The sequence below is a fragment of the Pseudomonas fluvialis genome (genome assembly GCF_002234375.1).
GTDB classification, from domain to species: Bacteria; Pseudomonadota; Gammaproteobacteria; order Pseudomonadales; family Pseudomonadaceae; genus Aquipseudomonas; species Aquipseudomonas fluvialis.
This window is the reverse complement of record NZ_NMQV01000041.1, coordinates 1-23985: the sequence shown is the minus strand read 5'-3', so window position 1 is coordinate 23985 and position 23985 is coordinate 1. Positions and strand designations below refer to the sequence as shown.

General features: G+C 59.7%; 21 protein-coding genes and 1 pseudogene. 7 read left to right on the top strand and 15 right to left on the bottom strand.

Annotated elements, in window-relative coordinates:
* Positions 1-55 precede the first annotated feature (55 nt).
* The 8 genes from CFY91_RS15360 to ppsA form a co-directional block, all read right to left on the bottom strand.
* The gene (locus CFY91_RS15360; RefSeq protein WP_093987259.1) at positions 56-1033 is read right to left on the bottom strand and encodes an OmpA family protein; all 978 of its coding nucleotides are present in this window, start codon (positions 1031-1033) and stop codon (positions 56-58) included.
* 99 nt (positions 1034-1132) lie between these two features.
* Positions 1133-1732 (bottom strand): RNA polymerase sigma factor SigX, encoded by a 600-nt coding sequence (sigX, locus tag CFY91_RS15355; protein ID WP_170307366.1) that lies wholly within the window; start codon positions 1730-1732, stop codon positions 1133-1135.
* Positions 1733-1817: 85 nt separating this feature from the next.
* Entirely contained in the window at positions 1818-2642 is an 825-nt protein-coding gene (locus CFY91_RS15350; protein ID WP_093987258.1) for a mechanosensitive ion channel family protein, read from the bottom strand.
* Positions 2643-2644: 2 nt separating this feature from the next.
* Positions 2645-2893 (bottom strand): CrfX protein, encoded by a 249-nt coding sequence (locus CFY91_RS15345; RefSeq protein WP_093987257.1) that lies wholly within the window; start codon positions 2891-2893, stop codon positions 2645-2647.
* Between the two features lie 53 nt (positions 2894-2946).
* Entirely contained in the window at positions 2947-3933 is a 987-nt protein-coding gene (locus CFY91_RS15340) for a CorA family divalent cation transporter (protein WP_093987256.1), read from the bottom strand.
* Positions 3934-3951: 18 nt separating this feature from the next.
* A complete protein-coding gene (rraA, locus tag CFY91_RS15335; RefSeq protein WP_093987255.1) occupies positions 3952-4440 on the bottom strand; it encodes a ribonuclease E activity regulator RraA in 489 nt (162 codons plus the stop codon).
* A gap of 77 nt (positions 4441-4517) precedes the next feature.
* Entirely contained in the window at positions 4518-5480 is a 963-nt protein-coding gene (locus CFY91_RS15330) for an alpha/beta fold hydrolase (RefSeq protein WP_093987261.1), read from the bottom strand.
* An 80-nt stretch (positions 5481-5560) separates the two neighbouring features.
* Positions 5561-7930 carry a phosphoenolpyruvate synthase gene (gene ppsA / locus CFY91_RS15325; protein WP_093987254.1) on the bottom strand — a complete coding sequence of 790 codons (2370 nt, stop codon included), beginning with the start codon at positions 7928-7930 and terminating at the stop codon, positions 5561-5563.
* A gap of 170 nt (positions 7931-8100) precedes the next feature.
* Here ppsA and ppsR point away from each other — a divergent pair, with 170 nt between their 5' ends.
* The gene (gene ppsR, locus CFY91_RS15315) at positions 8101-8919 is read left to right on the top strand and encodes a posphoenolpyruvate synthetase regulatory kinase/phosphorylase PpsR (protein WP_093987253.1); all 819 of its coding nucleotides are present in this window, start codon (positions 8101-8103) and stop codon (positions 8917-8919) included.
* A gap of 23 nt (positions 8920-8942) precedes the next feature.
* Here the strand turns inward: ppsR and CFY91_RS15310 are convergent, their stop codons facing one another.
* Positions 8943-9428, bottom strand: coding sequence for a hypothetical protein (locus CFY91_RS15310; protein WP_093987252.1), 486 nt, complete (start codon positions 9426-9428; stop codon positions 8943-8945).
* 42 nt (positions 9429-9470) lie between these two features.
* The gene (locus CFY91_RS15305; RefSeq protein WP_093987251.1) at positions 9471-11924 is read right to left on the bottom strand and encodes a hypothetical protein; all 2454 of its coding nucleotides are present in this window, start codon (positions 11922-11924) and stop codon (positions 9471-9473) included.
* Between the two features lie 206 nt (positions 11925-12130).
* Here CFY91_RS15305 and CFY91_RS15300 point away from each other — a divergent pair, with 206 nt between their 5' ends.
* Positions 12131-13804, top strand: a complete 1674-nt coding sequence (locus tag CFY91_RS15300; protein ID WP_093987250.1) for a cation:proton antiporter — start codon at positions 12131-12133, stop codon at positions 13802-13804.
* Positions 13801-14685 carry a universal stress protein gene (locus tag CFY91_RS15295; protein ID WP_093987249.1) on the top strand — a complete coding sequence of 295 codons (885 nt, stop codon included), beginning with the start codon at positions 13801-13803 and terminating at the stop codon, positions 14683-14685. Before CFY91_RS15300 ends, CFY91_RS15295 begins: the two co-directional genes overlap by 4 nt.
* Here CFY91_RS15295 and CFY91_RS15290 read toward each other — a convergent pair.
* Both CFY91_RS15290 and CFY91_RS15285 read right to left on the bottom strand, forming a co-directional pair.
* On the bottom strand, positions 14682-16127 hold the full coding sequence (locus CFY91_RS15290; protein ID WP_093987248.1) for an aminotransferase-like domain-containing protein: 1446 nt from the start codon (positions 16125-16127) through the stop codon (positions 14682-14684). The two genes, CFY91_RS15295 and CFY91_RS15290, sit on opposite strands and share 4 nt — an antisense overlap.
* 164 nt (positions 16128-16291) lie before the next feature.
* Positions 16292-17608, bottom strand: coding sequence for a Na+/H+ antiporter family protein (locus CFY91_RS15285; RefSeq protein WP_093987247.1), 1317 nt, complete (start codon positions 17606-17608; stop codon positions 16292-16294).
* A gap of 263 nt (positions 17609-17871) precedes the next feature.
* On the opposite strand from CFY91_RS15285, the pseudogene CFY91_RS16495 reads away from it, so the two are divergent.
* Both CFY91_RS16495 and CFY91_RS16490 read left to right on the top strand, forming a co-directional pair.
* Positions 17872-19158, top strand: a pseudogene (locus CFY91_RS16495) (methyl-accepting chemotaxis protein); the annotation flags it as partial.
* A 102-nt stretch (positions 19159-19260) separates the two neighbouring features.
* Positions 19261-20016: a methyl-accepting chemotaxis protein gene (locus tag CFY91_RS16490; protein WP_371870545.1), complete on the top strand. Its 756-nt coding sequence runs from the start codon at positions 19261-19263 to the stop codon at positions 20014-20016.
* A 6-nt stretch (positions 20017-20022) separates the two neighbouring features.
* Here the strand turns inward: CFY91_RS16490 and CFY91_RS15275 are convergent, their stop codons facing one another.
* From CFY91_RS15275 to CFY91_RS15265, 3 genes are read right to left on the bottom strand one after another with little or no spacing between them, the layout of a single operon-like run.
* The gene (locus CFY91_RS15275) at positions 20023-21342 is read right to left on the bottom strand and encodes an ATP-binding protein (RefSeq protein WP_093987245.1); all 1320 of its coding nucleotides are present in this window, start codon (positions 21340-21342) and stop codon (positions 20023-20025) included.
* Positions 21339-22007, bottom strand: coding sequence for a response regulator transcription factor (locus CFY91_RS15270; protein ID WP_093987244.1), 669 nt, complete (start codon positions 22005-22007; stop codon positions 21339-21341). The genes CFY91_RS15275 and CFY91_RS15270 overlap by 4 nt, the downstream gene beginning before the upstream one ends.
* On the bottom strand, positions 22007-22315 hold the full coding sequence (locus CFY91_RS15265) for a PepSY domain-containing protein (protein ID WP_093987243.1): 309 nt from the start codon (positions 22313-22315) through the stop codon (positions 22007-22009). Before CFY91_RS15265 ends, CFY91_RS15270 begins: the two co-directional genes overlap by 1 nt.
* Positions 22316-22454: 139 nt before the next feature.
* Here CFY91_RS15265 and CFY91_RS15260 point away from each other — a divergent pair, with 139 nt between their 5' ends.
* Positions 22455-23534, top strand: coding sequence for a patatin-like phospholipase domain-containing protein (locus tag CFY91_RS15260; RefSeq protein WP_093987242.1), 1080 nt, complete (start codon positions 22455-22457; stop codon positions 23532-23534).
* Between the two features lie 45 nt (positions 23535-23579).
* Positions 23580-23936: a 6-carboxytetrahydropterin synthase QueD gene (queD, locus tag CFY91_RS15255; RefSeq protein ID WP_093987241.1), complete on the top strand. Its 357-nt coding sequence runs from the start codon at positions 23580-23582 to the stop codon at positions 23934-23936.
* The last annotated feature ends 49 nt before the right edge of the window (positions 23937-23985 follow it).

The following is a 23985-nucleotide window of genomic DNA, read 5'->3' as shown; positions in this document are numbered from 1 at the left end:
GCTTAAGTGAACAGCATTACGGCCTTGGCCGGGTTTTTTCAGTGAAGCACGCAGATTACTGCTTGATCTGAGCTTCCACTTCAGCTTCCACGCGACGGTTGATCGCACGACCGGCATCGCTGGCGTTGTCAGCAACCGGGCGGGACTCACCGTAACCTACCGCGTTGACACGGCTGGCATCGACACCGTACTGGTTGACCAGCACTTCACGAACAGCGTTGGCACGACGCTCGGACAGCTTCTGGTTGTAGGCATCGGTACCACGCGCATCGGTGTGACCTTCCACAACGGTGGTGGTCTGCGGGTACTGGTTCATGAAATCGGCCAGGGCCTTGATGTCAGCCTGGCTTTCCGGCTTGACGTTGGCCTTGTCGAAATCGAACTTGACGTCCAGCTCGACACGTACGGTTTCAATAACCTGCTCCGGCTCGGCAACAGCCACCGGCTCAACGGCAGGAGCCGGCTCAACAACCGGAGCGGGCTTGCTGGAGCCGCCGAAGTTCACGCCGAAGCCAACACCCGCCAGCCACTCGGTTTCATTGGCGTCGATGTTGTAAGCGGCGTCGACGCCGGCCTTGGCGAAGACGTTCTCAGTGAAGAAGTACTTCACGCCGGCACCCAGATTGGCGAAGGTGCTGTGGTCACGACCGGTACGCGCCGGTACGTTGCTGATGTTCTGGTGAGCTACACCCGCAGAAACGAACGGACGCAGGGCGTCGCCCAGGTTACCGAAGTGGTAGGTGGCATCCAGGGAAGCCAGGTTGCCCTTGATGTTCTTGCGGCCAGTATCGTTTTCCGAGCGAATGTCGTGGTATTCACCGTAGGACAGGCCCAGGGAAACGTCATCAGTCAGGTAGTAGCCGATGGTACCGCCAAACAGGTTGCCTTCGGACAGGTCACGGCTGCTGTCGGTGAAATAGCGTTTGGCGAAAGCGTCAACCTCGACAGCGCCTTGGCCTTGAGCCAGCGCGCCCATGGAGGTAGCGGCAATCAGAGAGCCAATGACGAGGTGCAAGGTGTTTTTCAGTTTCATCCGTTAAATCCCCAGTAGGTGAATGTGGATCTGCAAGGACCCACACGCAAAAATCGACAGCATTATAGCAGAGGCGTTCGCCATATAAATGGCACGCCATCAGTTTTCTGCCAGATCGCCGTCCTGACCAGCGAATTTTTCCCGCAAGCGGTCTAGCGCACGTTTGTAGCGCATTTTCGTGGCGCTCAAGCCCATGTGCATGATGTCGGCGATCTCCTGGAACTCCAATTCGGCAACAAAGCGCAACACAAGGATTTCCCGATCGATGGGATTGACGTGCACCAGCCAACGATCCAGGCCAGCCTTGTCTTCAACCTTCGGCATTTTTTCCTCGGAAGCCTCTTCCAGGGGGTCCAAACTCAGTGCGTCCAGCAGGCGCCGTTTGCGACGCTCCTTGCGATACTGGGTAATGCACTCGTTGTAGGTAATGCTGTACAACCAGGTTTTGAACTTGGACTTGCCCTCGAAATTCTTCAGGCCATAGAGCACCTTGAGCATGACTTCCTGGCACACATCGTCAGCATCACGCTCATTGCCCAGGTAGCGCGCACATACGTTGAACAAGGTGCGCTGGTAGCGACGCATCAGCTCTTCGTAGGCGCGTGTAATATGGAACAGTTCGCCATGGGCACGCTGCACCAGCTCTTCATCGGAAAGCTCGCGGGGGTCGTAGCGCAGCGACGAGTGGGAGTTATTCAAGACAAATGGGGCCGGCAGTCGGTTCGAAGGTCAGCGGCTGCGCACAGGCAGCAACTGACGCGGATAAGCTCGGGCGCACTACAGCTTAGTGGCTACGCACCTGTTGTTCGAGCAATAGACGGTTGGCCACTGAAATCAGTTCACCATCCTTGCTCAGCAGCAGAGTCTTGACCGTGCCGATTTCCTCGATCTGCCCCTCGATATCACCAATACGGACTTCCTGCCCCAGGCTGTACAGTTCACGCACATAGATACCGGCAATGATCTGCCCTGCCACCTGGCGACTACCCAGGCCTAGGGCCAGCGCCGCGGCCAAGCCTACCGAGATCAGGACGATGGCAATCACCATGTTGAGCAGGTCGGTCTTCACTTCGAGCTGACCAATCGCCACCGAGATGCTGATAATGATCACCAGGCTCTGTGCGATACGTCCCAGGCTGTGCGCGTAGTCAAGACCCACACCTTCAGCGGCTCCACGCACAATACTGTTGGCCAACTGCGCCAGCAGCACCCCTGCCAACAGCACCAGTGCGGCACCGAAGACCTTGGGCAGATACAGGGCAAAGACATCCAGCGTCGCAGAGACCCGCTCGAGGCCCAGCGACTCGGCCGCCGACACCAGGAAGATCAGCAGCACGAACCAGTAGACGATCTTGCCAATCAGCGTGGAAACCGGCACCTGAATGCCCACCCGCGCCAACAGTTTGTTCAGCCCGGTACCACTCATCAGGCGATCCAGGCCCAACTTGGCGAGCAGCTTGGACAGCAGGGTATCGAGCAATTTGGCCACGATAAAGCCCAGCAGCACCACCACCAGGGCGCCAAACAGGCGCGGAATGAAGGCGCCCACCGCACCCCACAGGGTGCTCATGGCGTTGACCAGGCTCTGTGTCCAGGGATCGAATTCCATTGTTATTCTGCCTTCTGTGTAGTTCTTGTGCGGTAACGGGGGCGCCGGCTAACCGGCATGGCATGACTGGAGGCACTATTGAGCCCGAGCATCAGCGCATGCAACGCATGGCCCAGCAAGCTGAATAGATCGCCTGCACCCACCTGGCGATTGGCGGTTTTGAGTACCCGCCCCAGGGTGGCGTTATCGTCGTGCACAGCAGGCGATGATTTGAGCAAATCACGCAGGGACTCTTCAAAGGGATCGCGCATGGTTACCTCGTAGACTATGTCGGCTAGACGCGAGCAGCGCATCCAGGGTCACATCACAACCAGCGCAAGCGACGGAACAGCCACCACTGCCCCAGCGCCAGCAGAACGAACAGGCTACAGACGGCGTAGAAGGCATACTCGGTCTCGGCGCCGGGAATGCCACCCACGTTGATACCAAGCAGGCCTGTCAGAAAGCTCAGCGGCAGGAAAAATCCGGTAATGATGCCCAGCAGGTACATGGTGCGCCCCATACGCTCGCTCATGCGCCGGTGCTCGGACTCGAGAATCAGGCTGATCCGCTCACGCATCAGTTCCAGCTCTTCCAGATGACGAGTCAACTGGTTGTGCAACTCGTTCCAGTAGTCGCTGGCCTGTGGGGCAAACCAGGGACGATGATTACGCAGCAATACCTGATACAGCTCACGCTGTGGCGCCAGGAAGCGCCGCAGTGCCGCGGCGCGACGGCGCAACTGCTGCATACGGTCGTGGTTGGGGCGGTACTGCTCACTGGCATCGACGCGCTCCTCTTCATCATCGACCGCCTCCCCCAGATCCAGCAGTAACTCATCGACATGTTCGGTGAGTCCGCGCGCCAGGGCCAGCAACAAGTCGGAAACATGGCAAGGCCCCTGTCCGGCCGCCAGCTGAGCCAGGATCTTCTCGGTCACCCGCAGCGGCCGCAAACGCAGTGAAAGCAGGCGCTGTGGCTCGACGAACACCCGCACGCTGACCATGTCTTCCGGCTCGGCGCCGGGATTGAGGTTGACGCCACGCAGGAACAGCAGCAATTGCTCTTCGCTCAACGGCAGCAAGCGTGGCCGGGTGCTTTCTTCCAACAGCAGGTTGCAGGCAAAGGCACTCAGCCCACTGCACTGGCGCAACCATTGCTGAGCGCCAGGATGTCCACGATCCCAATGCAGCCAGAGGCTTTCCTGCGCCTGCAGCTGCAGGCCAGCCAGTTCGGCATGGGCGAGCTGACGCGCGCCACCCTGGCCGTCCAGCACCAGGGCATGCACCAGGCCGTACTGTTGCTCATCCATGTGCAGCCCCCTGGCGATTTATTCGGGCATCTGCAGCGGTTGCGGGGCAATGATCACCCCATTGTTGTCGGCATACAGGTAGTCACCCGGCTTGAAGGTCAGCCCGGCAAAACTCACCACGACATTCAGATCACCGATGCCGCGCTTGTCGGTCTTCATCGGGTGGCTGGCCAGGGCCTGAACGCCCAGGTCCGTCTGTGCCAGGACATCGACGTCGCGTACGCAGCCATAGATCAGCATGCCTTCCCAGCCGTTCTTCGCCGCTTTCTCGGCAATCATGTCGCCGAGCAGTGCACGGCGCAGCGAGCCACCACCATCCACCACCAATACCTTGCCGTGGCCTGGCTCATCGGCCTGCGACTTGACCAGCGAATTGTCCTCGAAACACTTGACCGTGACGATCTGTCCACCAAAGGAATCACGGCCACCAAAATTGGCAAACATGGGCTCAGCAACCTGCACCAGTTCCGGGTAGGCGTCACACAGGTCGGGGGTAACGTATTGCATGGCTAGCTCCTGCTAGATAAGAAGGATTCATCCGTCCGGGCAACCCTAACCTGCCCGTTTTACGGCGACAAGAAGATCTATTCGGTTACGGCAGGCAGACTTGCCTCTTGCAACCAGTGCAGCACCAGCGGCCAGACTTCCTCACGGGCAGCCTGACTGACCAGCATGTCGACATGTCCATAGCTATGCCGATAGCCTGCCGCCGGCCCCAGCGTGAGGAAGTGCTGGGGGCCGGCGAATTGCTCCAGCAACTTGCGGCATGCCCAGGGCGGGTCCTGATGATCGGACTCGCCCGCCACAGCCAATACAGGCAACTGGACATCCGCCAGCCCGGCCCACCAGTCACGCTGACTGTCGCCAAAACGACCAAACAGGCCATGCCAGCGCAATGCCTCGAGTACCAGCCCGATGGGCTCATCTTCCGGGCCACGCTTGAAGCGTCGACCGGAAAGGTAATCGAAGCGCCCCAGCAACAGGCGCCCGCCCCACTCCACAGGCGGCACCTTGAGCGGCCAGTAGACCCGACTGATCTGGCTGCCAAACAGCGCAGCCGAACGCAGGCCGTCAGCTTTCAGGTAATGCCCACCCAGTGCAGCGGCAAGGATGACCCCACCCAGCGAGTGGCCTAGCCAGTGCGCCGGTTGCGGGTTCTGCTCATGGATGAACGCGGCGATGGCCGGAAGGTCATAACACACATAATCAGCGACACAGTTATGCCGATAGGTGCGGTTACGTGGCGACAGGCCATGCCCGCGCATCTCGGCCAGCCAGACATCCAGCCCGGCACGCGCCAGGAAGGCCGCCAGGCCAATGCCACGCGGCGACAACCAGAAACGCCGATTGGAAAAACTGCCATGCAGCAGCACCACTGGCTCGCCACGGCAGGCTTGCTGACCCGCCAGGCCAACACGGGTCAGCGCCAGCGTCACGCTGGAGTCGGGACTATTGCCCGGCTTGAGCAGGTAGACATCTTCAGCCAGGTCGCCACGCAGCTCGGCGCTGTGCAGGGCGACAGGAAACAGGGCACTGCTACTTTGCATGATCAGATACAGGAAGGGATGCGGCATGCCGCCTCACCGCTTCACCTGTGACGGGCAGGTGAAGCGGTAACGGGGAGTTGTCAGACAGGCTGATCGGCGAGGAAGAACCAGGTGTCCAGCACCGAGTCCGGATTGAGCGATACGCTGTCGATGCCCTCTTCCATCAACCACTTGGCCAGGTCCGGATGATCCGAAGGACCCTGACCGCAGATGCCGATGTACTTGTCCGCTTTCTTGCAGGCCTGAATGGCATTGGACAGCAGTTTCTTCACCGCCGGATTACGCTCATCGAACAGATGGGCAATGATTCCGGAGTCACGATCCAGGCCCAGGGTCAGCTGGGTCATGTCGTTGGAACCGATCGAGAAGCCGTCGAAGAATTCGAGGAACTCGTCAGCCATCAGCGCGTTGGAAGGCAGCTCGCACATCATGATCACACGCAGGCCATTCTCGCCTCGCTTGAGACCATAGTGGCCGAGCAGCTCGACCACCTGCTGCGCTTCGCCCAGAGTACGCACGAAAGGCACCATCAACTCGACATTGGTCAGGCCCATTTCATTGCGCACCTTTTTCATGGCGCGGCATTCCAGCTCGAAGCAGTCGCGGAAGCTTTCGCTGATGTAGCGTGAGGCGCCACGGAAGCCGAGCATCGGATTCTCTTCTTCCGGCTCGTAGAGCTTGCCGCCGATCAGGTTGGCGTATTCGTTGGACTTGAAGTCCGAGAGACGCACGATGACCTTCTTCGGCCAGAAGGCCGCTGCCAGGGTGCTGACCCCTTCGACCAGCTTCTCGACATAGAAATTGACCGGATCGTCATAGCCGGCAATGCGTTTCTCCACGCTTTCCTTGATTTCCGCCGGCAGGCTGGCGAAGTTCAGCAGTGCCTTGGGGTGCACGCCGATCATCCGGTTGATGATGAACTCCAGGCGCGCCAGGCCGACACCGGCGTTGGGCAGCTGGGCGAAGTCGAAGGCACGATCCGGGTTCCCGACGTTCATCATGATCTTGAACGGCAGCTCGGGCATGGCGTCCACGGAGTTCTGGCGAATATCGAAGCCCAGTTCGCCCTCGAAGATGAAGCCGGTATCCCCCTCGGCACAGGAGACGGTGACGCCCATGCCATCCTTGAGCACCTGCGTGGCATTACCACAACCCACCACAGCGGGAATGCCCAGTTCACGGGCGATGATGGCCGCGTGACAGGTACGCCCGCCACGGTTGGTAACAATGGCGCTGGCACGCTTCATCACCGGCTCCCAATCCGGGTCGGTCATGTCGGAGACCAACACATCCCCCGGCTGCACCTTGTCCATTTCGGAGACGTCGTGGATAACCTTGACCGGGCCGGCACCGATACGCTGGCCAATGGCACGGCCTTCGACCAGTACCTTGCCTTTCTCCTTGAGCAGGTAGCGCTCCATGACGTTACCGCTGCTGCGGCTCTTCACGGTTTCCGGACGCGCCTGAACGATGTACAGCTTGCCGTCGTCACCGTCCTTGGCCCACTCGATGTCCATCGGACGACCATAGTGCTGCTCGATGATCAGCGCCTGCTTGGCCAACTCGGCCACTTCAGCGTCACTGATGCAGAAGCGCGCACGCTCGGCACGCTCGACCTCGACGGTTTTCACCGAACGACCGGCCTTGGCTTCGTCGCCGTAGACCATCTTGATCGCCTTGCTGCCCAGGTTGCGGCGCAAAATCGCCGGACGACCAGCCTGCAGGGTCGGTTTGTGCACATAAAACTCGTCGGGATTCACTGCACCCTGCACCACGGTCTCACCCAGGCCGTAGGCGCCGGTGATGAACACCACATCACGGAAACCCGACTCGGTATCCAGGGTGAACATCACGCCCGCCGTACCGGTTTCCGAACGGACCATGCGCTGCACACCAGCGGACAGCGCAACCAGCTTGTGGTCGAAGCCCTGGTGCACGCGGTAGGCAATGGCACGGTCATTGAACAGGGAGGCGAACACCTCCTTGGCGGCGCGGATCACGTTGTCCACACCGCGGATATTCAGGAAGGTTTCCTGCTGCCCGGCGAACGAAGCGTCCGGCAGGTCTTCGGCGGTAGCCGAGGAGCGCACAGCAACCGCCATGTTCTCGTTGCCGGCACTCATTTCCGCGAATGCCTGGCGAATCTGCTGATCAAGCGCTTCGGGGAACTCGGCGTCCATGACCCACTGGCGAATCTGCGCACCGGCCTTGGCCAGGGCATTGACGTCATCCACATCAAGACTATCCAGCACATCATGGATACGCTGGTTCAGGCCGCTCTGCTCCAGGAAATCCCGGTAGGCCTGGGCAGTGGTGGCGAAACCGCCAGGCACCGACACACCGGCGCCAGCCAGGTTACTGATCATCTCGCCCAGGGAGGCGTTCTTGCCCCCTACATGCTCAACATCGTGGACGCCGAGCTTATCGAGGGACACTACGTACTCAACCAAGGTGATCTCTCCACTGTCTGTTGGGATATTCCCGGAGCCTGCAAGCACCACAGCTGGTCGCTTGCGCTGGATTCTGCCGGTGCTGTAGGCGACAATGCCGGCCACTACAGAGGCGGAAACGCCGCCTATCATAGCCAAGAATCGTTCCTGACTTAAGGCCTTTGCTGCAAATGAAACGAACCGCTTTCTTCATCTCCGACGGCACGGGCATTACTGCAGAAACCCTTGGCCAAAGCCTGCTGGCACAGTTCGAGAACATTCAGTTCAGCAAGCTGGTGCGTCCTTATGTGGATACGCCGGAAAAAGCCCGCAGCATGGTACAACAAATCAACCAGGCCGCCGCCAACGATGGCTACCGGCCGATCATCTTCGACACCATCGTCAATCAGGATATTCGCGAGATTGTGGCCGGCTCGGAAGGCTTCATGATTGACATTTTTGCCTCGTTCCTCGCCCCGCTGGAACAAGAGCTGGGGGCGCAGTCCTCCTATACCGTCGGTAAGTCGCACTCGATCAGCGCCAACGCCAACTACATGGAGCGCATCGATGCGGTGAACTTCGCGCTGGACAACGACGACGGCGGGCGCACCCATCATTACGACAAGGCCGACCTGATTCTGGTCGGCGTATCGCGCTGCGGCAAGACACCGACTTGTCTGTACATGGCCATGCAGTACGGCATTCGTGCAGCCAATTACCCGCTCACCGAGGATGATATGGAGCGCCTGCAGCTGCCCGCTGCACTCAAGCCACACAAACACAAGCTGTTCGGTCTGACCATCGACTCCGACCGGCTGGCGGCGATTCGCCACGAACGCAAACCCAACAGCCGCTATGCCAGCTTCGCCCAGTGCGAGTTCGAAGTGCGCGAGGTGGAGAACCTGTTCCGCAAGGAAAACATCGCCTACATCAATTCCACGCATTTCTCGGTAGAAGAGATCTCCGCCAAGATTCTCGTCGAGAAAGGCGTCGAGCGACGCCTGAAGTAAAGCGACTGGCCGAGCACGGCTGCTCAGTGACGGAATTCAAAATTCAGCTGGGCGCCGTCAATCTTGTCGAGAAAGCCCTCGTCCTCTACCCGCGTACCATCGTCGGCACGCAGCCGATCATGGGTGATCAACTGACCACTTAGCTGGAAGGGCGCCGGAGCCGCCTGCTCCTGAAACAACGGCGGCAGCAGGCGTTCGACTACGATCGGCTCTTCGGCGTACTGCCAATGCTCCAGCAGTTCTGCCGGCAGGCTGAGGTCAAGCGGGGCGACTGGTGGCGCCAGCACACGCGGAGCCGGTGCTTTCTGCGGTGCTGGCGGCTTGCCCGGCAGCACCGCGGTAACCGCCTCGCGGGCGGCACGCGGCGCGTCCTGAGCAGGCGCTGCTTCTAGCACGGAGGCCGCAGCAGGCACCGACGCAACGGACGCTGTCTCCGTCGCAACGGGTTGAGCAGGCTGCTCACAGGCCGCCAGCAACAGCAAGGCAATTAACAGGGAGACTTTGTGCATGGCTACTATGCTGGCTTGCCTGCACAGCGCCCGCAAGCCCCTTCAACGGCGCCAGGCTGCCAGTTGCGCGAGCTCAAAAGCCTGCCAGTGCTGCACGGGGCGCTGCTCCCCGGGCAGGTGCCAACGTTCACCGCGTAGTTCAAGCTGCTCTGCCGGCAACGCCAATAGCTCCTCAAGGCCTACCCGGCAGACCGTCCCGGCATCCTCAGGGCAATCCCAATCCGCTTCAAACACCCGCACTTGCCAGCCCTGCGCGTCCGTCTTGTCAATACGCGGCATGCCGCCTATCGATCCCGGTCGGCGCCGCAGACTGCGCTGCTGGGTATCCAGCAGCCACAGCAACCACTGCCGGGAATGGTTAGGATCATCGTTGTGCGGATCATCCCAACCACGCTGATGGGTCAACAACAGGTAACGGCCCGACGCATCCCAGGCCATGCTGGGGGTGACACCAAACAGCGCACAACCGGAAGCGGTCAGTACATAGCCATCGCGACGCGCGCACTGCTCACGCAGCCAGTTATCCGGGTACTCGGTTTCGCAGCCACGCAGCCACGCAGCATCCTGCCCGCCGGGCGCCGGCAAGATGAAATCACCATCGGCATTGACTGCCTGCGGTCGACTGACCAGACGCCACTCCGCCTGCAGTTGTAGCCCCTCATCACGGCAGTGCAGACGCTGCAGGCGATGACAGGCCCGCCCATAACCGCGCTCCAGGTAATAGCGCGCGGCTTCGCCAGCGGGAGGGGCGGGCTGATCAGCCATATACAGGGGATGAGGCTGGAAGCCCTCGCTGCATAATCCCTGCAGGGTAACGACCTCCAGAACACCGTCATGAAAATCGCGCAAACGCTCGACCAGCAGGGGCGGACTGGCCAGCAGGCGCCCTGAGGCCAGCTCCAGCACCTGCACCTGCTCAGCCAATGCCGGCGCGGCACAAGCCGGCAGCAAGGCTACCCAGCGCTGGTCGCTGGATAGGCGATGCTCCAACTGCCATTGTCCTTGCACCACCTGACCGTCAAGGCTCAGTGCATACGCGGGCCAACCCTGTTCACGAGCCACCTCATCGAACAGCAGGTGGCGTTGCCCCGACAAGACCTGTGAGCGCAAGCGCTGCCGTTGCCCATCCCCCGGCCAGAGCACCTCAAGGCAGGTCGGCGCACACTCACCGGGCCGAATACGTCCCCAGGCATCGTGGCCACGCTTGGTCTCGACAGTGCTTAGGTAATCGCTTAACTGTTCGCCGTATTCCCCCCGATTCGGCAAGGGCGAACCCAGTTCGACGTCGATCCATAGCTGGCCGTTTTCAATGCCACGAATCGCCCCAGGGTACAACGCCAGGCGCTCTTGCTCAGCCAATTGCGGCCGGCCAAGATCGCGCCAAGCCTGCTGCGGAGCACCCAGCCAATAACTCCAGGCGGCCTCAGGCTGCTCCAGCGGACGCGCCTGGCAGGCCAGCCACTGGCCATCCCAGCGCGGCGACGCATCCTCACCCAGCAGCAACCCCGTGGCCTGCTCCCCCAACCACAATTGGTATTCGGGATAACGCAGCGGGCGCAACGGGTCTTCCAGCGCCTGCAGGCTTTCCGGCAGAAACGGGCGGCCATGCGCTGCCAGCCCGCTCGGCAAGCCGGGCCAACGTCGTGGGGCGTTGTCGAGCTGCGCCTGCCAGCGCGGCTCCAGCCACAGATCGGCAATCGCCACCAACGCCACGCATTGCGCGCGGGCCAGTACCTCATCCAGCGCAAGCTGCACGGCCTGGTTGGCTCCCAACGGGCTGTACTGGCCACGAATCCATTGGCCATCGCAGCCACTGATCTGCCAGGGCGTCTGTTCCGGCTGGCAGCGATACACACAGCGCTGCTGGCGATCCAGCAGCAGCAACCCCCAGGCATTTCGTGAGGGCAAAGGGGCGAGGAAATAACGACCATCATCGGAAAAGCAGCTACCGCTGCCGATGCCTTCGAGCAGCACGCCATCGGGCATCAGGCAGTCGACATACACCGGCCCGCCCATGGCAATCTCCCCCCAGGAGAGGTAACGAATAGCCTGCCCCTCTGGCGTATGCCTGGGCTCTTCGCCGCCCCAGGCGCTATGACCTGCCTCGCCCGCGTGGGGATCATGCTCGGCACGCAAGTCCCCCTCCTCCTCCACCTTGAGCCCCAGATGCCGCTCCAGGCTGCCGATACCGGCCAGCGCCAGCAGCACCCAGAGCACCGACAGGAGAATCGACCAATCGGACGCTATGCAGCGACCAATGGCAAATGCCGTCCCCAGCACACAACCACAAAGCAGCGCACTGAGCTGCCTGCCTACAGCGGGCCAACGGCGCCCGCTCAGCAGCAGCACGGCCAGCAGCAGTGCCTCCAGCAACAGGCCCCAACTCAATGGCAGGATGGCCACGAGCAGCAGTGGCAACAGCAATCGCGCCAACGCCAGCAACAGTTGCCACATCAGCAGGGACAAGGACTCGGTTTCAGCAGACGGCTGGCTCATTTTGCTTCCCTGCAGAGATAAGGCGCGCACATCCTAAAGAGCAGCCCTCTCCCTGCAAAGCGGCGCAAGCGGCAGCCGATCACACTTCAAGCCTGCAAAGCCTGGTAACACTTGAACAACGCACGCGAGACAGAGGTCTGCGGCAGATCAAGACCTGGCACCGCCTCAGCGCTAGCATCGTTTTATCCTGATTACCGAGGCACCCCATGAGCGATCCCAATCTGGCCACCGGGCCCTTTATGGAAATGGCCAGCTTGCTCGGGCTAACGGCGGCTGCCGGTTTGCTGGCCATCAAACTGCGCCAACCCGTGCTGATTGCCTACATGCTGGTGGGCATTCTAGCTGGCCCCAGCTTCTTCGGCCTGGTAAAGGCGCACGACCAGATCGACCTGCTCGCACAGATGGGGGTAGCCGTACTGCTATTCGTCGTCGGCCTGAAGCTGGATATCAGCCATGTACGCCATATCGGTCCGGTAGCCCTGGCTACGGGCCTGGGGCAACTGGCGTTCACCATCGCCATCGGCTTTCTGATCATCCTGGCACTGGGCAAGGGCTTGATGGAGGCGCTTTACGTGGCCGTGGCCCTGACGTTCTCCAGCACCATCATCGTGGTCAAGCTGCTCTCCGACAAACGCGAGCTGGATTCACTGCATGGGCGTATCGCCGTAGGTTTCCTGATAGTTCAGGACCTTGCCGTGGTGCTGGCGATGATGGTCATGAGCGCACTGCGCGACAGTGGCGGCGAACTGGCCGGCGGCGAGGTCCTGTTGAATATGCTGCTGCGTATCGCCGCCGCCATCGCCTTGCTGTACGTGCTGATGCGCTGGATCCTCCCGCGCCTGCTCGCCAGCATCGCCCGCTCCCAGGAACTGCTCCTGCTGTTTGCCATCGCCTGGGGTGTAGGACTGGCTGCCATCGGGGAATGGGCAGGCTTTTCCAAGGAAGCAGGCGCCTTCATGGCCGGTTTCTCATTGGCCTCAACGCCCTTTCGCGAAGCGATCGGTGCGCGACTCACCGGCATACGTGACTTCCTCCTGCTGTTCTTTTTCATTGATCTGGGAGCCAAGCTGGAGTTCTCGACCCTGGGTAGCGAGGTGATCCCGGCACTGCTGCTGTCGCTGTTCGTGTTGATTGGCAACCCGTTGATCGTCATGGCCATCATGGGCTACATGGGCTATCGCCGACGCACCGGCCTGCTCGCGGGTCTGACGGTGGCGCAAATCAGCGAGTTTTCCATCGTATTCGTGGCCATGGGCATCAGCCTCGGTCATGTCGGTATGTCGGCGCTGGGTCTGACCACGCTGGCTGGCATCATCACCATCACCCTGTCGACCTACATGATTCTTTACTCGCAACCGCTGTATGAGCGCCTGGCCCCCCTGCTCAGGGTATTCGAGCGACGCCAGCCGTTCCGCGAGCTGGCCCTGGAAAATGATCCGCAAGAAAGCCGCCAGGCGCAGGTCATGATCTTTGGCCTGGGTCGCTACGGTAGTCATCTGGCGCGACGCCTACAGGAAAATGGCTACGCCGTGCATGGGGTGGATTTTGATCCGGAAATAGTCGGCCAACAGCGCCGTCTGGGCCTGCCAGTCAGTTTTGGCGATAGTCAGGATGTCGACTTCCTCGCCAGCCTACCGCTTGGCCAACATAGCTGGGCGATCAGCACCCTGCCTGATTTAGCCTCCAACCGTGCCTTGCTGCATGCCCTGGAACAGCATCAACATCCCGGAAAGATCGCTATCGCCGTGCGTGACGAACAGCAAGCCAGGGAACTGGCCTGCCTGCCCAACGTACAACTGTTCCACCCCTTCCGCGATGCCGTGGAAATCGTCGTCAATCACCTTGGCCAGGCCATGGCCCCGCAGGAGCAACGTCCATGAGCAATGCCCTACATATATTCGCCGCCACCGATCATTCTCCGCAGGGCAATTTTGCTGTCGCTCGCGCCTTTGCCCTGGCAGCCCTGGAGCACAGCCCGCTACAGCTATTGCAAGTGCTTAATCAAAGTCTGCTGCAACGCCTGCAAGAGCTGCTCGGTCAGGAGGGCGACCTGCTGCAGGAGCAACTGCATGGCGATGCCCGCCAACGCCTGCAAACCCTCGCGGAACAGCTCGATCAGGGCCAGAGCCAACGGGTTGAGTGCCACGTGCTGCACGGCAGTGTGGTCGGCAGCTTGCTGGAACATCTGCAGCAGCACCCCTGCGACCTCCTGGTACTCGGCGCACAAGGGGAAAATGCCTTGCGTCACCTGCTGCTGGGGAGTACCGCTGCCCGTCTCCTCAATCACTGCCGTGAGCCTTTGCTGGTCGTGCGCCAGCCCGTGCAGCGTGCCTACCAGCGCGTCTTGCTGGCGGTTGATTTCTCCCCATGGTCCAGCCAGGCGCTGCACTTGGCCCAGCGCTTGGCTCCAGGCGCCGAGCTGATACTGCTCCATGCTTTCGAAGCACCGTTCGAAGGCAAACTGCGTTTCGCCGGCGTCGACGAAGCCACCCTGCAGCGCTATGCCCAGGCCACGCGCGCGGATGCCGAGCAACGCATGCTGCAACTGTGCGCCCAGGCTGATGCCGCTAACCCCCTGCGCAGCAAGGTACTGCATGGCGATGCTGGCCAGCTGATCCTCGAGCAGGCCGAACTGGAAGACTGCGACCTGATCGTACTGGGCAAGCAGGGCCAGGGCGCCCTACAGGAGTTGCTGCTGGGCAGTGTCAGCCGTTATGTACTCAACAGTGCACGCTGCGATGTACTGGTCAGTGGTGCCTAAGGCATCCCGCTCGCCGGCGTTTCCTGGCACAGCTGACGCGCCAACAGGCCAAGCGCCATGATCGCCCGCTCGGCCTCGCGGTTCCAGGGAATGCCGCAAGTCAGCCGCAAGCAGTGATTGAACTGCTCGGTGTTGCTGAAAATCATCCCCGGGGCAATGCTGATGCCCTGCTGCAGGGCGCGCATGTGCAACTGCTGGGTATTGACCCGTGCCGGCAAGCTGACCCACAGGATAAACCCACCCAACGGGCGTGACATCTGCGTGCCCTCTGGGAAATGCTGCTGCACGGCCAGCTGGTAAGCCGTGAGATTTTTCCGATACTCCTGGCGGATATGCCGCAAATGACGGTCGTAGCCGCCATTTTCCAGATAGGCGGCAATACCCATCTGGGTGACGCTGCAGGCCGAATAGGTACTGAAGGTCTGCAGCCGTTCAATATCCGCCTGGTACTTGCCGGCGATGATCCAGCCAATGCGCGCCCCAGGCGACAGGGTTTTCGAGAAGCTCGAGCAATAGATAACCTGCCCCTGCTGGTCATGGGCCTTGAGCGCCTTGAGCCGGCCGCTGTCGAACATCAGTTCACCCTGGATGTCATCCTCGATGATCGGCATGGCAAACTGTCCCGCCAGCTTGAGCAACTGCTTCTGACGTGCCTCCGGGATACTCCCCCCCAAGGGATTACTGATGCGTGCAGTGAGCACCACCGCCTTGATCGGCCACTGGCTAGCCGCCAACTGCAGCGCCTCCAGACTGATTCCTTCGTTGGGATCACTGGGTATCTCGATGACCTTCAGCCCCAGCAAATCCGCAAGTTGCAGCAATCCATAATAAGTAGGCGATTCTGCGGCTATCAGATCACCGGGACGGGTCAGTACACGCAATGACATCTGCAGTGCGTCGACACAACCACTGGTGATCACCACTTCGCTGGGGTCTATGACCACGCCGGCATCACGCATGCGAATAGCCACTTGCCGCCGCAAGGGTTCAAACCCAGGGCTGAACATATAACCAAAGGCACGCGGCGCATGGAAACGGCTGACCCGGGCCAACTGCTGCTGCAGCGCACGTACCGGCAGGTAGTCGACATGCGGCACCGCCGCGCCCAACGGAAACACCCCCTCGCGGCGCGACTCCGTCAGCACCTGATTGATGATGCTGCTGCGTGTTACCAGGCCAGGCCGCTCAACCTTGGCGATTTCCGGGGTGGCGGCCGTGAGTGCCGGGGTCTGGTGTACGTAGTAGCCCGACTGGGGACGCGCACGAATCAGGCCCTGGTCTTCCAGGTTGGCATAGGCCTGCAATACCGTGGCATGGCTGACACTCAGCTGAGCACTGAGCTTGCGCACCGAAGGTACCTTCTCACCGGGTTGATAAACGCCTCGCCGAATATCCTCCGCCAGTTGCTGAGCGATACGCTGGTAGAGCAACAGATTGGACATCGGCGCGAACTCCCTGTGATTGGACCGATACAGTAACGCAAACAACCAAAAAACTATCGGTACAGTTTAAACCTAACCGAGCACAACAGTGCGCCAGAAAAGGGCAGCCCGCACAAAAAAAGCCGCACGACAAGCGCGCGGCTTTCTCCAGGCACGCTCCGCGGTTACAGAACCATCGCCGCCAACCAGCCAAAAGCCAGCAAGGGCAGGTTGTAATGCAGGAAGGTGGGTACCACGGTATCCCAGATATGGTTGTGCTGGCCGTCGGCATTCAAGCCAGCGGTGGGCCCCAGGGTTGAGTCCGACGCCGGCGAACCCGCGTCGCCGAGCGCACCCGCGGTACCCACCAAGGCCACAATCGCCAGCGGGCTAAAGCCCAGCTGTACGCCAAGCGGCACGAAGATCGCGGCGATGATCGGCACCGTGGAAAAAGACGAACCGATCCCCATGGTCACCAGCAACCCCACCAACAGCATCAGCAACGCACCGATGGCCTTGCTATTACCAATGGCGGAAGACGAGGCATCCACCAGCGTCTGCACTTGCCCAGTCGCCTTCATTACCTCTGCAAAGCCGGCTGCGGCAATCATGATGAAGCCAATCATGGCCATCATTTTCATGCCTTCGGTAAACAGGTCATCGGCTTCCTTCCAGCGCACCACACCGGAAACCGAGAAGATCACAAAGCCCGCCAGAGCACCGATGATCATCGAGTCCAGCCAAAGCTGGATGACAAACGCAGCAGCCACGGCCAGCCCCGCTACCAGTAGGCTCAACGGGCTATAGTGCGCACTGACCTGCTCGGTCTCGGCCACCCGCGACAGATCGTAGCTGCGCTTGCCGCGGTAACTGAAGAACACCGCCACCAGCAGACCGAACAGCATGCCCAAGGCAGGAATCAGCATTGCCTGGGTCACGCTCACCCCGCCGACATCCACACCGGCCTTGGCGACATTGGCCAGCAGAATGTCATTCAGAAAGATGCTGCCAAAACCTACCGGCAGGAACATGTAAGGTGTGATCAGGCCAAAGGCGAGCACACAGGCAATTAACCGGCGATCCAGTTGCAAACGGCTCAGTACATACAGCAGCGGCGGCACCAGTAGAGGAATGAAAGCAATGTGAATCGGCAGGATATTCTGCGAAGCCACGGCTACCGCTAGCAGCAGCACAATCATCAACCACTTGACCGCACCACCCTCGCCCTGTTGACGGCCAACAAGCGCCAACGCCTTATCAGCCAATGCATGAGCCAGCCCCGACTTGGCAATAGCCACCGCAAAAGCCCCCAGCAGCGCATAGGACAAGGCCACCGTGGCACCACCACCCAAGCCTTTATTGAAGGCAGCCAGAGCCCCCTCAACACCCAGCCCGCCCAATAATCCGCCCACCAGCGCGCCAATGATCAAGGCTACCACCACGTGCACCCGGCACAGGCTGAGCAGCAACATCACGGCGACTGCAGCCACTACTGCATTCATTCACCTTCTCCACGGAAATTGATCGCACCCAGGCAGAGAGCACGCAAGCCGCGCACTTTGCCGAAAGCTGTCCAGGCTGTCAAAACAGGCGTTTCAAATAAAAAACACGATGTGCAGCATTCAATGCTATCTATGGCACAGCAACTGCAGGAAAACACTCACTGCAGAGCCAGGGAACGGCGACACGGTGCCTGTGCCTCTCAAGCTTTATACGAGGCGCGCCGATAGCATCCCTAGCCGTAAATGAACAGAAGGCCCTTCCCATGCTCTTCAACCGTCTATCCATTCAGCTACGTATTACCCTGCTAGCCGGTCTGTGCCTGCTACTGATCGTCAGCTTGTTGGTGGTGGCGTCTGTCACCCAGGCCTCGCGCAATGCCAGCTTGGTCAGCCGCTCCAGCACAGAGATGCTTCAGGAGGCAGCACAACTACGCCTGACCGCCCGCGGAGAAGCCGAAGCACTGCAGGTACAACGCTACTTTGCCGAGGCTTATGGCTATGGCGAGGCCGTCGCCAGGGAAGTGTTGCTGCTCCGGCAGCAGGCCGGCAAACGTCAGGCCTCATCCGCAGAATTGCGCGCGGAGCTTACCGCACACATCCGTCAGGCCTTGGAGGCCAAACCCAGCCTGCTGGGCATCTATGCGGCGTTTGTGAGTAATGGCCTGGATGGTGAAGATGCGTTGTTTTCCGGGCAAGAGTCTCTTGGCAGTAACGCTCAGGGGCGTTACTCCCCCTACTGGGCACAAAATGCCCAGGGCGAGCTAGAGCTCAGCGCCATGCAAGAAGATTCGCTCAACGACACCACGCCAGGCTTGAGCGGCGCCCCTTATAACGCCTGGTACAGCTGCCCGCTAAGCAGCCGCAAACCTTGCCTGCTGGATCCCTATATCGATGACACCAACGGCGTTAAGGTATTGATGACCAGTATCGCCTTCCCTCTCGTGGAGAGCGGCCAGGTTATCGGCGTTGTCGGCGTAGATATCAGCCTGGCCAGTTTGCAGGCACTTAGTCTGACCGCCCAACGCGGCCTGTTCGATGGCCAAGGCCACGTCAGCATCATCAGCCCAGCAGGCCTTTTGGCTGGACATACCCGCGATGGCACCTTACTCGGCAACAAGCTGGAACAAGCATTCCCCAATCAACAGCGCACACTGCTCGAACTGATGCAGTCCCGACGCCAAGACAGCCTGCAAGAGAATGGCTGGTTACAGGTGCTGGTGCCTTTGCAAGCGGTTGCTGACAGCCAAAGTTGGGGAGTTCTCTTGGAAGTTCCGGAATCAGTCCTCCTCGCCCCGGCACTTCAGCTCAAACAGTCCATGGACAGCCTGACTGTCCGCAACACCTGGGTTTCCCTGCTGCTTGGGTTGGCAGCCGGCTTCCTTGGCCTTCTGCTGGTGTGGCTTACCGCACGAGGTGTCAGCCGGCCAATTCGCGGAGTCGCCGCCATGTTGCGCGATATCGCCAGTGGCGAAGGCGACCTGACGCAACGTCTGCAATATCCTCGCAACGATGAACTGGGTGAACTGGCCAGCTGGTTCAATCGCTTCCTCGACAAGCTGCAACCGATCGTCGCAGAAGTCAAAGGTACCGTACTGCAAGCCCGCGAGACGGCTGATCGCTCAGCCCAGATTGCCAGCCAGACCAGTGCCGGCATGCAGCAGCAGTACCGCGAAGTCGACCAGGTTGCCACGGCATTCCATGAAATGAGTGCCACAGCCCAGGATGTGGCACAAAGCGCCGCTCAGGCCGCCAATGCAGCACGCGGTGCCGACCAGGCCTGCGCTGAAGGAATGCAGGTCATTAACAAAACCACACTGAGCATTGAGCAACTGTCCTGTGAACTCAACGATGCCATGCAGGAAGTAGAAGCCTTGGCTGGCAGCAGCGAGAAAATTGGCAGCGTACTGGAAGTCATCCGCTCGATAGCGGAGCAGACCAACCTGCTGGCGCTCAATGCTGCCATCGAAGCCGCCCGCGCGGGCGAAGCGGGTCGCGGCTTTGCCGTGGTCGCCGACGAGGTGCGCAATCTTGCCAAGCGTACCCAGGACTCCGTTGAAGAAATACGCCAGGTCATCGAGGGGCTGCAAAGTGGTACGCGTGACGTGGTCAGCTCCATGCACAGCAGTCATCGCCAGGCACAGGGCAGCGTCGGCCAGGTCGAACAAGCTGTGGCGGCCTTGCAACGCATCAACCAGGCCGTCACCGTGATCAGCGACATGAACCTACAGATTGCCAGTGCTGCTGAAGAGCAAAGCTCGGTAGCCGAAGAGATCAACCGCAATGTGGCGTCGATCCGCGATGTCACGGAAAGCATCAGCGGGCAGGCTCGTGAGTCGGCACAGATCAGCCAGGATCTTAACCAGCTGGCCAGCCAGCAGCAGGCTTTGATGGATCAGTTTCGCGTCTAATGGCCTTCAGGTGCGCCGTGACGGAATGGCCAGGCGCACCTGCAACCCACCTAAAGGACTATCCAGCAGCTGCAGGGAAGCTCCCCAGCTTTCCGCAATATCCCGCACGATGGCCAAACCCAGACCATGGCCTGCCACCTGCTCGTCCAGTCGATTACCTCGTCCGAGCACCTCGGCACGCTTGTCTTCGGCAATCCCTGGACCATCATCATCCACACAGATCAGGAGTGCATCGGCGCTCGGTGTCAGGCTTAACTCGACGCGCTGTCGCGCCCATTTGCAAGCATTATCGAGCAGGTTGCCCAGTAGCTCTAACAAGTCCTCCCGATCAACGGCCACACGCAAACCCTGAGGGGCTTGCCAAGCCAATTGAACCCGTTGCCCATGCACCATACGCAGCGTGTCCAGGAAGGCAGGTAGCTCGGCCGCACAATCAAAATGAGCCCCCGGCAATACATCTCCTGCCAGTCGTGCCCGCCCCAGTTCGCGCGCCATGCGTTGTTCTATCTGCTGCAGGTGCTCACGCAGTTCGGCCTGCAGCATGGGCTCCTGGGCCAACGGCTGACGATGTAGCAAGTTGAACAGCACGGCCAGTGGCGTCTTCAGCGCATGGCCCAGATTACCCAACGCCGTCCGCGAGCGTTGCAAGCTTTGCTCGGTCTGCCGCAACAAGTCATTGACCTGCTGCACAAGCGGTAGCAACTCCACCGGGACCTGATCGTGCAACTGGGTACGCTGCCCCTCTTGCAACTGCCGCACCTGGCCACGCACCTGCTCCAAGGGGCGTAAAGCACGCTGCACGGCCCAGCGCTGCAGACACAATACCAACAGCAAGGTCATCCCGCCGATCGCGGCAAACAGCCATTGCACGCGCCGCAAGTTATACAGGACCGGGGTATAGTCCTGAGCCACGGTAATTACTAGCGATTGACCGAAGCGCTGATAATCACCCCGCCAAACCAGCAGACGCTGTTGTTGCGGTCCGTCGACAAGCTCCGGCTGCATAGCAGGCTGCTGCGCAACCGCCAACTGCGCATCCCACAGCGAGCGCGATCGCCAGGTGGTGTCAGCAAAATCAATACGAAAATAGCGCCCCGAATAAGGTCGCTGGAAAGATGGATCAATTCGCCGATCATCCAGCAGCAACCCTAGATGCCCTTCGCGCACTGCGCCGAGCAGGCTTTGTGCCTCATCTCGCAAATCGTTCTGCAAGTAATGGCGCATGGCGCTGTCGAACAGCCACAAACTGCTTTTGATCAGCAACAAGCCAGCCACGAGGAGAATTCCCGCCAGGGCAATGCTCAAGCGACGCTGCAGCGAAATCACTTTGCCAGCCCCAGAAAGCGATAGCCCTGGCCGCGCCGTGTCTCGATGAGTTCACGACCCAGCTTGTCTCGTAAACGCTTGACATGCACCTCAATGACGTTGGACTCACGCTCACTTTCACCGTCATACAAATGCTCGTTGAGTTGGCTCTTGGAAAGCAATTGACCTGGATGCAGCATGAAATAGCGCAACAAACGAAATTCTGCTGCCGTCAACTGAACGATTTCATCGCCCCGCAAGACCGCCTGACGAGCCTCATCAAGCACAACACCTTCAACAGCCAAGTGCGCCTGAACCGCAAGGCCATGCGCTCGCCGCAAAAGCGCCTGAATGCGCAGAGCAAGCTCCTCAGGGTGAAACGGTTTACACAGATAGTCATCAGCCCCCGCTTTCAAACCATCAACACGCTCCGCCCACGAAGCACGCGCCGTAAGAACCAGTACAGGAGTCGTCAACCCAGCCGCACGCCACTCACGCAACACCTGAAGGCCAGGCATTCCCGGAAGGCCTAAATCCAGGACAATCAGATCATAAGGTTCGTGCTGGCCCTGCCAAAGTGCATCACGACCATCCGCCAACCAGTCTACGGCATAACCTTGACGACCCAAGTCAGCCAATAGTTCATCCGCGAGCGGCACATGATCTTCAACCAGCAACAAACGCATCAGTCCACCTCATCCTTGAGAATCCGCCCATCGCGCGCATCGATTTCCAACTCACGCACTTCGCCGGAAGGCAGCAGCAACTCTACCTCGTACAACAAGCGCCCGTGCTCCTCCTCCAACTCAGCTTCAAGCAGACTCGCCAGGGGATAACGCTGCAGCGCCCTGTTCAACAACTGCTCCAGCGGCAGGATCGCGCCGCTTTCGCGCAGGCGTAGCGCTTCATCCTGATCGATATCACGAGCTACGACTGCACCACTGAGCGATACGGCAAGAATACATAGCACTAACTTGTTCACGGTTGCTCCCATAAAGAGTCTGCCAAGCCAGCATAACAGCCCTGGCTGAAATGAATCTTAATGACAGCGCATGATGTTCTATTCAGCTCACTACTACACCTTGGCCTGCGCTGGATGGCTCTTATAATCCGCAGTCCGTCGAGGAGAGCCCATGGTTGCCATCCATATTCCCTATGCAAGCCTGGAACTACGCGCAGGCCAACAAGCACTCAGCCACATCAGGCAGAAGGGGCTAAAGCCGCTAGATGTGGGCATCATCCCTGGTGCCGCGGGAGGCCCTAAAGGACTGGGCTTGCAAGGACTTGATCTCGCCCTGTTCGGCCATTGGTTCAACCAGCAACCCCGCGAACGGCAACTGATCGGCTCGTCAATTGGCGCCTGGAGAATGGCTTGTGCATGCCTGCCTGATCCGACAACAGGCATCCGTTTGTTAGGTGAGCTGTATACACAGCAGCACTTCCCGCGCGGCTCAAGCATGCAGTCAATCAGTCAAAGCTGTCGCATCATGCTCGAACAGCTTCTGCAAGGACGAGAAGCTCAGATACTGGCTAATCCTCACTATCGCTTGAATATCTTGCTGGTCAACAGCCATGGCCTGCTCAGCCATGATCACAAAGGCAAGCTGGCACTGGGGCTCAGCAGGGTCATTGGAGCAAACCTGCTCAATCGACAATACCTAAGCAAACATTTTCAACGCATCGTGATGCATGATCCCCGCAGCCTACCTCTGCTAAAGACGGATCATGACTTTGCAACGCGCCATCATCCCCTGACACCGGGCAATCTCCGTCAAGCTCTGCTGGCCTCTGGCTCCATCCCATTGGTCATGCAAGCCATTAACGAAATCCCCGGAGTCGGCAACGGTAGTTTTAGAGACGGAGGCCTGATCGACTATCATCTAGACCTGCCCTACGCCAACAATGATATTGTCCTCTACCCACATTTCAGCACCCGCATCATCCCCGGCTGGTTCGATAAAGGCCTGCCATGGCGCAAAGCAAACAGGCACAACCTGCGTAATCTTTTATTGCTTGCCCCTTCTCAGGAATATCTAAAACGTCTGCCACTCGGCAAACTGCCTGATCGCAGCGATTTCAAACGATTCCAGGGTAATGATGCGGCCCGACAACGCTACTGGCTTTCTGCGATAGCAGAAAGCCAGCGCTTGGGTGACGACTTTCTCGAGCTTTGCAATAGAGGCAAGTTGGCAGAGTACATTCAGCCCTTCTGAGCACAAACTGGTAAACTAGCCTTGTCACTCACAAGAGCATTCTCCGTGGAACTGTTCAAGGAATTTACCTTTGAAGCGGCACATCTCTTGCCGCACGTCCCTACTGGGCATAAGTGTGGCCGGCTGCATGGCCACTCTTTCCGTGTCGCACTGTATATCGAAGGTGATGTAGACCCTTATACAGGCTGGATACGCGATTTTTCGGAAATCAAGGCAATCTTCAAGCCCATTTACGAACAGCTTGACCACCACTACCTCAACGAGATTCCCGGACTGGAAAATCCAACCAGCGAGGTACTGGCCAAGTGGATCTGGCAGCAGGTTAAACCGCTACTTCCAGAGCTTTCCAGAGTGCGAATCCATGAAACCTGTACCAGTGGATGTGAATACCGCGGCGACTGACTGATGAAAGCCCGCCTTTTATGGACAATAAAAAGCCACCTACGGGTGG